Origin of the sequence: Marinobacter sp. F4206, assembly GCF_019392195.1 — a bacterium.
In the GTDB taxonomy this organism is placed as follows: Bacteria; Pseudomonadota; Gammaproteobacteria; order Pseudomonadales; family Oleiphilaceae; genus Marinobacter.
The window spans coordinates 1,774,903-1,786,944 of record NZ_JAHXKI010000002.1; the positions used below are offsets into that span (position 1 = coordinate 1,774,903).

Genomic DNA, 12,042 nt, shown 5'->3' on the forward strand with positions numbered 1-12,042 from the left:
CTTGGAGTAATTTGAAACTACCTTACACACGAACAGCTGAGAAGGGGACCTATGAATAACCCGCTACTGACTGACGATCTGCTGCCGAAGTTCGATCATGTCCGCACCGAGCACATGGAAACGGCCATTGACCAGATTCTCAGCGAAAATCGCGTGAAGATCGCGACGCTGGCCCAGCAGGAAGACCCCACCTGGGAGACCCTGGCCCAGCCGATGCAGGCCATGGAAGATCATCTCAGCAATGCCTGGTCGGTGATCTCGCACCTGAACGGTGTGATGAACAATGACGAGCTGCGCAAGGTCTACAAGAACTGCCTGGAAAAGCTGACCGAGTACAGCACCGAAGTCAGCCAGAACACCGCCCTGTGTGAGGCCTACAAGAAACTGGCTGCCCGGGATGACTTCAAGGACCTGAACGAGGCCCAGCGCAAGTCGGTGGACAACACCTTGAGGGATTTCCACCTCGGCGGCGTGGATCTGCCCGAGGAGCAGAAGCAGCGGTATGCGGCTCTGTCCCGGGAGCTGGCGGAATTGTCCAACCGCTTCAGCGACAACGTGCTGGACGCCACCCAGCACTGGTACAAGCACATCACCGACGTGGACGAGCTGGCGGGTGTGCCCGAGACTGCCATCGAAGGGGCGAAACAGGCCGCGCGCCAGAAAGAGCTGGATGGCTATGTGATTACCCTCGATTTCCCGAGCTTCTTCCCGGTCATGACCTACTGCGACAACCGCGACCTGCGCCGGGAAGTCTACGAGGCGTTTGTAACCCGGGCCTCGGATCAGGGGCCGGACGCCGGTACCTGGGACAACACGCCACTGATGGCGGAGATCCTCAAGCGTCGGCATGCCCTCGCCGAGCTGCTGGGCTTCAACAACTACGCGGAACGCTCCCTGGCTACCAAGATGGCCCGCAGTACCGACGAAGTGCTGGAGTTCCTGAACCAGCTGGCGGCGAAATCCAAGCCGGTGGCGGAGCAAGAATTTGCCGAACTCAAGGCATTTGCCAAAGACGAGTATGGTGTCGAGGACCTTCAGGCCTGGGACGTCGGCTATTACAGCGAAAAGTTGCGGCAGCAGCGCTATGACATCTCGCCGGAAACCCTGCGCCCCTGGTTCCCGGTCGACAAGGTGGTGCCGGGGCTGTTCCGGGTCGCGGAAAAACTGTTCGACGTTCAGATCGAGGCCAAGCCCGAGGTCGAGACCTGGCACGAAGACGCCACGGCCTATTGCATCAGTCGCAACGGCGAGCCGCTGGCCTGGTTCTACCTCGACCTGTTCGCCCGCCAGGGCAAACGTGGTGGCGCGTGGATGGCCGACTGCCGGGTTCGCTGGCGCAACCTGCGCGGCCAGTTGCAGTTGCCGGTGGCCTTCCTGACCTGTAACTTCACGCCGCCGGTGAACGGCAAGCCGTCGCTGCTGACCCACGACGAGGTCACCACCCTGTTCCACGAGTTCGGCCACGGGCTGCACCACATGCTGACCCAGGTGGACGTACTGGATGTCTCGGGTATCAACGGCGTGGCCTGGGACGCGGTCGAGTTGCCCAGCCAATTCCTGGAAAACTGGTGCTGGAACCCGGAGTCGCTGGCGCTGATTGCCTCCCATCATGAGACCGGCGAACCGCTGCCGGAGGACCTGCTGCAGAAACTGCTGGCGGCGAAGAATTTCCAGTCCGGCATGGGCATGGTGCGTCAGCTCGAGTTCTCGCTGTTCGACTTCCGCCTGCACGCGGAATTCAGTGATGAGGCGCCCACCAACCCGCTGGATATGCACCGCAAGGTTCGGGAGGAAATTGCCGTGGTGGAAACACCGGCGTTCAACCGCTTCCCGAACTCCTTCTCGCACATCTTTGCGGGCGGGTACGCGGCCGGCTACTACAGTTACAAGTGGGCGGAAGTACTGGCGGCGGATGCCTTCTCCCTGTTCGAGGAAAAGGGCATCTTCGACCCCGAGACCGGCAGGGCGTTCCTCCAGAATATCCTGGAAAAAGGCGGCTCCCAGGAGCCAATGGCGCTGTTCAAGGCCTTCCGCGGCCGGGAACCGCAAGTGGGCGCCCTGCTGAAACAAACCGGCATCACGGACGACGCCGCCTGAGCCAATGCGTACCGGCAGTCGTACAGACTGCCGGATACTTATTTCCGGAGTTTAGTTATGGCGAGCCCCAAACGTTTTATCGCCGGTGCTGTCTGTCCCCGCTGCGCGGAGATGGACAAGATCATGATGTTTACCACGGATGACGACGATCAGGTGCGTGAATGCGTGGCCTGCGGGTTTACCGATGCGGTGTCTGACACCGAACAGCCGAGTAATCCCGAGTTGGAGACGCGGGTGAACAAGCGGAACAACGAGGACGATCACACGGTTAAGCAGGTGGTGTTTTTTAAGGCTGGTCAGGACGACTGAGTTTTGTTCATCTGGCCTGATAGGTCTGGGGGCTGCGAGGGAGCAGGGGGATGTTTTTCCCTTGGAAATGGAACTCGCTGCGCTCAGATATCCATTTCTGGCGGGAAAAAATCCCCCTACCCCCTCACGTCAGAACGCTTCAGTTAGCTGCAGCTCCAAAGCTTTTCAGGTCTTGGCCGATGGTGTCCGCCCCACTCCAGCCTAAGCTCTTCAGGACATCACTGAGAGGTGCAAACAAGAGGGTGTGGGGGTGCTTTTCTGTCGGGAAAAAAATGTCTGAGCGAAGCGAGTTATTTTTCCCAGAAGAAAAGCATTCCCGCGACCTCGTAGCCCACCAAACCAGCAGGCTACTTCCAAGAGGGCCAACTCCCAAAGGTTAAAGAACCATAGCCGCCAACCAGCCAAAGCCAAGCAACGGCAGGTTGTAGTGCAGGAAGGTCGGCACCACGGTATCCCAGATGTGATTGTGCTGGCCGTCCACGTTCAGGCCCGCGGTGGGACCGAGGGTGGAATCGGAGGCCGGAGAACCGGCATCACCCAGAGCCCCGGCGGTGCCCACCAGGGCCACAATGGCCAGCGGGCTGAAGCCCATCTGCAGGGCCAGCGGTACGTACAGCGCGGCGATGATTGGGATGGTTGAGAAGGAGGAGCCAATCCCCATGGTGATCAGCAGGCCGACCACCAGCATCAGCAATGCCGCCAGGGGCTTGTTCTCGCCGATGGTGGCGACCGAACTCTGAACCAGGGTGGCGATCTCGCCGGTTTCCCGCATCACCTCGGCAAAGCCGGAGGCAGCGATCATGATGAAGCCGATCATGGCCAGCATTTTCATGCCCTCGGTGAACAGGTCATCCGCCTCTTTCCACTTGACCACCCCCGACAGGTTGAACAGCACGAAGCCGGCCAAAGCGCCCAGGATCATGGATCCCAGCCAGAGCTGGACGACGAAGGCGGTGACGATGGCAATCAGGGCCATGATCAGGGTGCTGGGGCTGTACTGAACGTCGACCCTTTCGGTGCGGGCAATGGCGTCCATGTTGTAGTGGCGTTCGCCCCGGTAGCTGAAGAACACCGCAACCAGCAGGCCGCAGAGCATACCGAGCGCCGGCAGGGCCATGGCCGACATGACGTTGAGACCGGAGGCGTCGACACCGTTTTCCGCCACGTTCGCCAGCAGGATCTCGTTCAGGTAGATACCGCCGAAGCCGATCGGCAGAAACATGTATGGGGTGATCAGGCCAAAGGTCAACACGCAGGCCACCAGGCGCCGGTCCATGTTCAGCTTCGCCATCACGTAGAGCAACGGCGGCACCACCAGCGGGATAAAGGCGATGTGGATCGGCAGGATGTTCTGGGAGGAGATGGCGATGGCCAGCAGCAGGCCGATAATCAGAAAGCGAATACCGGTGACGGCAGCGCCGTCGTCCTGTCGGCCCACCAGGGCCAGAGCCCGGTCGGCCAGGGCGTGGGCCAGCCCGGACTTGCCGATGGCAACGGCGAAAGCGCCGAGTGTGGCGTAGGACAGGGCCACCGTCGCGCCGCCCCCGAGGCCATTATTGAAGGCTTCGATGGTGGTTTCCAGGGACATGCCCGCGATCAAGCCACCGGAGATGGCTCCGATGATCAGGGCGACGACAACGTGGATGCGGCACAAACTCAGGACGAGCATGATGGCAACCGCGGCAACAACGGCATTCATGGCAGACTCCGGGTAGGATCAACTGGATTATCCGGCCCCTTGTGAGGGCCGGGTTCATGAAAAGCGCGCTAATGTGCAGGAAATGACCGCGACAGTCAAAACGGGCAAAGCGGAATAGGTGGAATCGGTGCGATCAGTCGTCGTCGATGCGGGAAAAGCGGGGTACCTGTTCGCCGGCGAGTTCCACGGTCTCCCGGAACATCGACAGTGGCCGGACCCAGAGGCTGTGGTCACCGTAGAGGCAGCGGTACACCACCATCCACTCCTCGGTTTCACTGTGCCGGGCCAGGTCGATAACCTGGTAATCCTTGCCTTTGTAGTGGCGGTAGCGTCCGGGTTTAACCGGATGTTTAATGTCGGTCATGTACTGCCTCTCTGCAAGCCGGTTAATACCCATGGCTACGGGACGTCGGGGATTCAACAGTCTAAACTTGGATGGTGGATTGCCAGACACAAACGATCTCCAATCACGGCTCCCGAAGTGTAGTCCAAGTCGCTTGGCCCGAAAACCGGAACCTGCTATGAGCCACCCCGCTATCAACGCGGCCCTGTCGTATCTGTTACTGGTCCTGTCCCTGGTCCTGTTCTCAGGCACGAGTCCGGTGTCCGCCGCCACGACGGACTATCTCTGGCTCGAGGATCCGGGGGACCAGTTGACCATCCGAGAGGCCATGGCGCTTGACGCCGGCCAGTGGCAGGCCTTCGATCCCGACCAGGTGCTCAATCTCGGCTTCAGTGACGGTGCCTTCTGGCTTCGGGTGGCGGTGCCGCCGGAGCCCCGGAACCGGGTCCTGGAAATCGCTTACCCGCTGCTGGATGTGGTCGACATCTTTTGGGTCCGGGACGGTGAGATCGTCCGTCGATATGCAACCGGCGACACACGGCCCTTTGCGAGCCGGCCCCTGTACCATCGCAATTTCGTGTTCCTGGTGCCGTCGAACACCGACACAGTTACCGCCTTTGTCCGGGTAAAAACCCAGGGCGCGGTCCAGATTCCGGTTGAAGTGGTGGCCTCGGCCGACTTCCTGGCCGGCGAGCAGCTGTCCTATGGCTGGCAGGCCATGTTCCTCGGCATCATTGTCGCCCTGGCCCTGTACAACCTGTTTCTATTCCTCATCGTTCGCCAGGCCACGTACCTCTGGTATGTCCTGACCGTAGTCTCGACCGGCCTGGTCCACCTGCATTTTCACGGTTTACTGTTCCAGTGGTGGTGGCCGGATCTGCCCGCAGTGAACCGTTACTTCACGGTCCCGATCATCGGCCTGGCGATGGTGGCGGCGATCATGTTCAGCATCCAGTTTCTGGCGGTGGCCCGGTACAGCCAGTTCAGCTACCGGTTTTTGCTGGCGTTGCTGATCGGCTCCGGGCTGAGCGTGGTGTATGGGCTGTTCGGCGGTTATCAGACCGGTATTGGCATGGTGGCCGTGCTCGCGGCGATTGCGACGCCGGCGGCCTGGCTGATCGGGCTCTATGTCTGGTGTCGGGGTCAGAAACTGGCGGGCTTCTACGTGCTGGCCTGGACTCCGCTGCTGCTGGGGCACCTGATCCTCGCCGTCAGCAAGCTCGGCTATCTGCCGCGGACCTTCCTGACGGAATTTGGCCCCCAGATTGGCGTCGCAATGGAGGTGGTCCTGCTGTCGTTTGCGCTGGCCCACCGCATCAACCTGGAGCGTCGACGCCGGCTGAAAGCCCAGGAGCAGGCCCTGTCGATCCAGCGCCAGGCGAACCAGACGCTCGAAGAGCGGGTTCGCGAACGCACGGAGGAACTGGAACGCGCCAACCAGAGGCTCGAGTCAATCAGCTTCACCGACGGCCTGACCCAGATTCCGAACCGCCGACAGTTCGATACCCGGATTCGGGAAGAATGGACCCGCACGGGTCGCCAGGGGCAGCCCCTGAGTCTGTTGCTGCTGGATATCGATCATTTCAAATCGGTCAATGACCGTTACGGTCATCTCGTGGGTGACGACTGCCTGATCACGGTGGCGGCCATCTTTGCGCACCAGATCCAGCGTTCGGGGGATCTGCTGGCCCGTTACGGTGGCGAGGAATTTGCCGTGCTGCTGCCCGCCACCCCGGAAGCGGGCGCGGAGCAGGTGGCGGAGCGGTTGAGGCGGGCCGTCGAGACTGCCACGGTCTACCCGGGCGCTCAGGAAGCGGCGATCAGCCTCAGTGTCAGCGTGGGTGTTGCAACGATGGTTGCCCGGGCGGAGGAAAAGCCGGATGAACTCATCCGGCGAGCGGATGAAGCCCTGTACGAGGCCAAGGGCGCCGGTCGCAACCGCGTGATAACCTTCCGCGGGGTTCAGGCGATCCCCGCGGACGACCCCTAGCCGGCGTCAGTTTTTCAGTTTGTAGCGGCCCGGTCCGAGGAACATCAGGGCCAGGGCGGTGAACAGGAAGAACCCCTGCAGCTCCAGCGCCCAGCCGCCATTGCCTCCCAGCGACAGCAGCTGATTGGCGTGTACCAGGACAATGGCGACCACCATGTTGAAGACAATCAACAGGGCTCCGATTCGGGTGTGATAGCCCAGCAGCACCATCAGCGGGGCAATTAGTTCGCCGACGAAAACGCCGTAGGCCAGGAAGGCGGGTAAGCCGTGGCTGGCCAGTTCACCCTCGATGAAGCCGACGCCATGGAGCAGTTTGGCAATGCCGTGAAACAGCATCAGGCCGCCCAGTGTCAGGCGGATAATCAGTTTCCCCAGATCGGCGTTCTCAAGCACGGCAGGCATCTCCCAAGGTCAGTGAATAAACGGCAGGCAAGCATACCCGTTTGAGGCCCTGGCTCAAAGGTGGCGGACATCCGGGTACAGGGGAATCAGCCGCTTCAGCAAGCGGTTCTGGGCGCCGGTCGGAACGTCATTGTCCTCCATGGCGAGGATCAGGTTTTCCGCCAGGGCGTTGAATTGGGTATCGGTGATCGCCATGTCAGCGTGCACTTCCCGCATCTCCCGGCCACTGTAGGTGCAGGGGCCGCCACTGAGCTGGCACAGCTGATCGGTCAGGTTGCGATGAAAGCTGGCGACGTCCATGCCCTTGAACTGCTGGTTGATGCGTTCATCGTCCACGATCAGAAAGAGCAGGTCCTCGACAATCTGCGCGATACCGGCGCGTTCGCCGAGTTGCTGGTAGAGCGACGCCTCGGGCGTTTCCGGGGCAGACTGGCAGCCTGCCAGGGTCAGGGCAGCGATCAGGACCAGGCTGAAGACGCCGGCTTTCGAACTCAGGCGGGTCATGTCAGAAACTCCCTTGCAATGACAGGTACAGGCCCCGCTGGTCTGCCAGGGTGGCTACATCGCCCAGGTTCACCACCGCGGCAGTAACCGCCAGGCGCCGGTCCGGAACCCAGGCGATGAACAGGTCCCACCAGTCATCTTCCTTGGCGAAACCGAGATTGTCCGGCTTTTGACGGTATTCCGCGCCAACCAGCCACTGACGGTTCAGGAACAGGCCCACGCTGGCCTCCGCCATTACCTCGTAGCTGTTGTTGCGGTCACCGCCAAAGCCCAGCAGTCCGCCCTGGTTGGCCCGGGTGGCGCGGGCCGTGGCGTTAAGCAGCAGGTTGCGGTCAAACAGCGCGGCGAAGAAGAGTTTGCTGCCACTGAGGTAGACATCGGTGCCGCTGTCGTCCCTGGCACCGATGGCATCCGGAACGGTGAAGTTGCGCTGGCGTTTGTACTGGAGACCCGCCGACCATTGTCCCCAGGGACTGTAGAGCACGTCGCCGGTGAGCCGGACCTTGGCACCGAAGATGTCCTGGTTCAGTTCGTCCTGTTCCAGACCAAAGCCGTTCTTGAGGGTAAACACCAGCGCGTCCAGATCGAGACTCTGCCGGGCCACCGTCAGTTCCAACCGGTTTCGCCAGTTAACGCCGGCACCGGCCACGGACAGGGTGTAGTCGTCGGTTTCGGCACGGCTCAGGGCCAGTGTTCCGCCCCACTCCTCATCGCTGGCGTAGCTGCCCAGCAGTGCCCAGGGCACGAGCCCGCCTCCGGCGCTGCCGTCAATGGTGGTGACACCACCGGTTGCCCAGATCCGGCTGCCGATGTCGGCCATAGCGCCCTGGGCGGCAACGAGGAACAATGCTGCCACGAACGGCGGGCAATAGTTCATTGGGAATACTCCATGGGGCGTTTGGTCAATTCCTGATGCCGGGCGACCAGGCTCCTGGCGGTTTCCGCAAGGTCGGTGGCGGCCACGGGCCGGCTCAGGTAGAACCCCTGGCCCAGGTTGCAGCCCCATTGTTGCAGCAACTGCCAGGCCGGCAGGGTTTCGATGCCTTCGGCCACCACCTTCAGACCCAGGCCGTGGGCCATGTCGATGGTGGACTTCACAATCAGCTGGTCCTGAGGTTCGGAGTCCAGCTTCAGGACGAACGATTTGTCGATCTTCAGCTCCTGCACCGGCAGCTTGCGAAGCTGGGACAGGGACGAGTACCCGGTGCCAAAATCGTCCACCGACAGCGTGACTCCCAATGCCTTCAGCTGGTTCAGGGTCGCCAGGGCTTCGTCGGGGTCTTCCATCAGGGCACTTTCGGTGACCTCCAGGGTGATGCGGTCAAGATCGTGGTGCCAGTCGGAAAAGGTCTCGGCAATGTGTTTGGTCAGGGCCGGCCAGGTCAGGTCCATGGCCGATAGATTGATGGCGATGCCGGCATCAATGCCCTGCTCTGCCCAGGCTCGGGCGTCGGCGGCAACGCGCTTCAGGATATGGGCGGTGAGGTCATGGATCTGCCCCGATTGCTCGGCCAGGAAAATGAACTCCTCCGGGGAGACGAAGCCGAGTTCCGGATGAATCCAGCGAACCAATGCCTCCACCTGCACCAGCTGACCGGTTCGGGTATCCAGTTTTGGCTGGTAGTTCATGTGCAGGCCGTTGTCCGAGATTGCCGTGTGCAGATCGGAAATGAGCTGAAGTTCCCGCAGGTGGCTTTCATCCTGGCCCGGCTGATAGCGGGTAACCCGTTCCGGGTGTTCCTGGGCCTGCTCGAAGGTCAGGTTCAGCCGGCGGCGCAGTTCGTTGGTGTCGGCTGCATCTGTCGGCAGCTCCATGGTGATCATGACCGCCCGAATGGAGAACGGGGTGTTGTTGATCTGCAGTGGCGACTCGATCACGGCATGAAGGTGTCGAGTCAGCGCATCCACGCGCTCAGGACTCCGGGATGGCACCAGTGCCAGGAACTCGCCGCCACCGGTTCGGGCAATGATGCGGGCATCCGGCAGTTCCGCCTGCAACCGCTCCGAGAGCCCGGTCAGTACCTTGTCGCCGAACTCCAGACCCAGGGTGTCGTTGACATCGGACAGGTCATCCAGTCGCAGTCCGATCAAGGTACAGCTGCCCTTCTCGTCGAACAGCTCCCGGGCCGACTGCATCAGTGCATTGCGATTGCCCAGGCCGGTAACATCGTCGTGGGTGGCGGCGTACCGGATATGGGCTTCCCGCTCGCGCAGGCGCTCAAGCATATCGCCAAGGGCGTTCCGGAGCCGCCGCAACTCGCCGCCGATACGGATATCGGGTGGCGTCGGGTTCTGGCCGTCGCCGACGGCCCGGGCATAGTCCGCGAGCTGAAGTACGGGCTTGCCGAGGTAACGGGCAATGACCAGGGCCAGCAGGATGGCCAGGACCAGGATGGCGCTGACCAGCAGTCCAATCTCCTCGGCCCGGGTGTAGTAGTTTTGCAGGCTGGCCTCACGGCTGATCATCAGGACCGCTTCGATATCCGGTGCCGAGTCACCGCCCAGGTTGATCGTGCGGCTGAAATATTGGGTAGGATCGAAGAGGTTCCGGGTTCGCGGTGCCGGGGTCAGCTCCTGAGTCATGGGCATCTCGTGATCGCCCGTCGCGGCCAGAATCTGGAAGCCTTCGCCGGCTCTCGTTCGCGCCCTGAAAACCACGTCGGTTCCGCTCAGGCGTGCGATCACATTGGCCAGGCTCTGGTCCAGGCGGAACCCCGCCACCAGCCGCGCCCGAAGGCCGGGCCCTTCGACCGGCACCTGCAGGATTTCGTAGCCCTGCCCGCCGACGTAGGTGAAGGCCCGAGTGGTAGCGGATGCCGGCCCCGTCTGGTCAAGGGCACGCGGCACTTCCGGCATGCGGTGGTTCAGCGTCGAGGCGAGAAGATCGCCCGCGCTGTTGATCAGCAAAGCGAAGTCGGCCTGGGCTCGCCGGCTGTGATTTTCCAGGGCACTGTCGAGCGTCGCAGGATCGCCGCTGGCCACTGCAGAGCGGAAGCCGAAATCCTGAACCACCACCGAGAGCCGGGACAGGTTCAGGTCGGTCCGGCGCGCCATCACTTCCCGGGTCATCCGTTCGCCGATGGTGAGCTGCTGGGTAGCCCGACTTTTCTCATCCTCGAACAGGTACACCATCAGCAGGGCGCCAATGACCAGGCTGACGAGCACCACCAGGGCAATCATCGCCGCAATCAGTCGGCCGCGGAAGCCCAGGCGTTCAGCCAGTCCCATCAGAGTTCCCGGAAACGCTGTTGCAGCAGATCCATGGAGTCGTCCATGGCCGGCTTTGGAACCAGGTCAATGGCCAAGGTTTGCGACGTGGCGCTGTCCAGTTGCCGCAGGATGGGCCGGGTGTTGTCCGGCAGACGCGGGTGCCAGATCTTGATAGGGAGCTGGCCGGATCCGGCCCTCGTCGTCAGCGTCACCCGGCCCTCGTCATTGGTCTGCCCGATGGCGATGGTGTTGGTGACAATGATGAAGGCCTGCATGTGGTCGTGGATGTTGCAGCCCAGTTCGACAATGCCGGGGGTATCGAACAGGACCGGCGCTTCCGGCTTGTCGGCGTAGAGTTCGATATTGAAGGGTTTCGCCGGTGAGAACGAATAGACGTGATGCTGGGTGTTGTCGCGGTTGGGAAACTCGACAAGGGACCCGACCGGCAGGATCAGTACATCCGGATGAAACGCCCGGTCTTTCTGGTAAACCTCTGCCGTGATCGGAGTAACTTCGTCAACACGGTCCAGATAAACCACCGCGTCAGAGACCGGCTCGTTGCTGTCACCCTGGGTTACAGTGATGGTGAGTTCTGACGATAGCGCCGGCATTGACCAAACCAGGGACGCCAGCACAACAGCTAGTGATTTCCTCATCAAACTTCTGAACCTTTCAGGCCAAACCGGACCCCAGAGAAAACCGGATGTGGTTCCTAACCAGCAGGTTTTCCCAGTAGTGCCGCATCCAGTCCCAGGCGGCGTTGTTGACCTGGTCAACAAATGGATCCAGGTTCAGCTCATAGTAGTCCGGTGTGCCGGCAATTTGTAGCACCGTCACGGTAATCGAATCATCCAGCTCGTTCGCGAATGGCTCGCCGATCAGCTGGTGGGCCAGCAGGTTAGCACGGGTGGCCTCGAGATCCACCAGTTCACTGGCCCTGATTGAACGGTTGTTCTCGTACATCTCTTCCATCAGACGGTGGCAGAGATAGGCGCGGATGAGCAAGCCATCCAGGCCGTCGTATTTTACGAGCAGGGCCGAAGGCTGGGTGAAGTAACGGGTGGCAGATTCCACGAAGGGCTCAAACAGTTCGGCCTTGCCGGCTTCCCGGGCACAGGCTTCCACGCACTCGATCAGTCGTGGTGCCATTTCAATGTACTCGACCGCAAACTGGAACAGACAGGTGGCAGGCTGATAGCCCTCAATCGTCACAGCCGCAGGCAGGCCGGCGGCTTTCTCTCGAAGCAGACGGAGAAAGGTGCCGGACCGGGCTTCCTTGCGCCGTGCCTGATCAATGATCTCGAGAACTACCTGTGGTGTCATTTCAGGAGATGCCGAAGTCTGAACGAATTGAGGTCGCAAGGCGCCTCCCATTGTCCGGAACCAGTAACAAGGCAGGAAAGCAGGGCTTGAACGACCACAACAGGCCTGCCATTTCTGACAAGTGTAGTCGACATTTTACGCCTTGCGGGTTCCCGGCCATCAAAA

The 12,042-nt window shown here is 61.4% G+C and carries 11 protein-coding genes; 3 read left to right on the plus strand and 8 right to left on the minus strand.

Annotated features, from left to right (window positions below):
- Window positions 1-51: 51 nt before the first annotated feature.
- On the plus strand, window positions 52-2,097 hold the full coding sequence (gene prlC, locus KZO34_RS10465) for an oligopeptidase A (RefSeq protein ID WP_219476265.1): 2,046 nt from the start codon (window positions 52-54) through the stop codon (window positions 2,095-2,097).
- 57 nt (window positions 2,098-2,154) lie between these two features.
- Complete coding sequence (locus KZO34_RS10470) at window positions 2,155-2,406, plus strand: YheV family putative zinc ribbon protein (RefSeq protein WP_219476267.1); 252 nt, start codon at window positions 2,155-2,157, stop codon at window positions 2,404-2,406.
- Window positions 2,407-2,782: 376 nt separating this feature from the next.
- Here KZO34_RS10470 and KZO34_RS10475 read toward each other — a convergent pair whose 3' ends face one another.
- Window positions 2,783-4,105, minus strand: a complete 1,323-nt coding sequence (locus KZO34_RS10475) for a Na+/H+ antiporter family protein (protein ID WP_219476269.1) — start codon at window positions 4,103-4,105, stop codon at window positions 2,783-2,785.
- A 133-nt stretch (window positions 4,106-4,238) separates the two neighbouring features.
- Window positions 4,239-4,469, minus strand: a complete 231-nt coding sequence (locus KZO34_RS10480; protein ID WP_219476271.1) for a DUF1653 domain-containing protein — start codon at window positions 4,467-4,469, stop codon at window positions 4,239-4,241.
- 157 nt (window positions 4,470-4,626) lie between these two features.
- Between KZO34_RS10480 and KZO34_RS10485 the strand changes: the two genes are divergently transcribed.
- Window positions 4,627-6,438 carry a diguanylate cyclase gene (locus KZO34_RS10485; protein ID WP_219476272.1) on the plus strand — a complete coding sequence of 604 codons (1,812 nt, stop codon included), beginning with the start codon at window positions 4,627-4,629 and terminating at the stop codon, window positions 6,436-6,438.
- Between the two features lie 6 nt (window positions 6,439-6,444).
- On the opposite strand, the gene KZO34_RS10490 is transcribed toward KZO34_RS10485, so the two are convergent.
- From KZO34_RS10490 to KZO34_RS10515, 6 genes are all read right to left on the minus strand, one after another.
- On the minus strand, window positions 6,445-6,831 hold the full coding sequence (locus tag KZO34_RS10490; protein ID WP_219476273.1) for a DoxX family protein: 387 nt from the start codon (window positions 6,829-6,831) through the stop codon (window positions 6,445-6,447).
- A 63-nt stretch (window positions 6,832-6,894) separates the two neighbouring features.
- The gene (locus tag KZO34_RS10495) at window positions 6,895-7,344 is read right to left on the minus strand and encodes a group I truncated hemoglobin (RefSeq protein ID WP_219476274.1); all 450 of its coding nucleotides are present in this window, start codon (window positions 7,342-7,344) and stop codon (window positions 6,895-6,897) included.
- A 1-nt stretch (window position 7,345) separates the two neighbouring features.
- On the minus strand, window positions 7,346-8,221 hold the full coding sequence (locus KZO34_RS10500; RefSeq protein WP_219476275.1) for a DUF3034 family protein: 876 nt from the start codon (window positions 8,219-8,221) through the stop codon (window positions 7,346-7,348).
- Window positions 8,218-10,572: a putative bifunctional diguanylate cyclase/phosphodiesterase gene (locus KZO34_RS10505; protein ID WP_219476276.1), complete on the minus strand. Its 2,355-nt coding sequence runs from the start codon at window positions 10,570-10,572 to the stop codon at window positions 8,218-8,220. The genes KZO34_RS10500 and KZO34_RS10505 overlap by 4 nt, the downstream gene beginning before the upstream one ends.
- Window positions 10,572-11,210: a methylamine utilization protein gene (locus tag KZO34_RS10510; RefSeq protein ID WP_219476277.1), complete on the minus strand. Its 639-nt coding sequence runs from the start codon at window positions 11,208-11,210 to the stop codon at window positions 10,572-10,574. Before KZO34_RS10510 ends, KZO34_RS10505 begins: the two co-directional genes overlap by 1 nt.
- Before the next feature lie 16 nt (window positions 11,211-11,226).
- Window positions 11,227-11,877 carry a hypothetical protein gene (locus KZO34_RS10515; RefSeq protein ID WP_219476278.1) on the minus strand — a complete coding sequence of 217 codons (651 nt, stop codon included), beginning with the start codon at window positions 11,875-11,877 and terminating at the stop codon, window positions 11,227-11,229.
- Window positions 11,878-12,042: the final 165 nt, after the last annotated feature.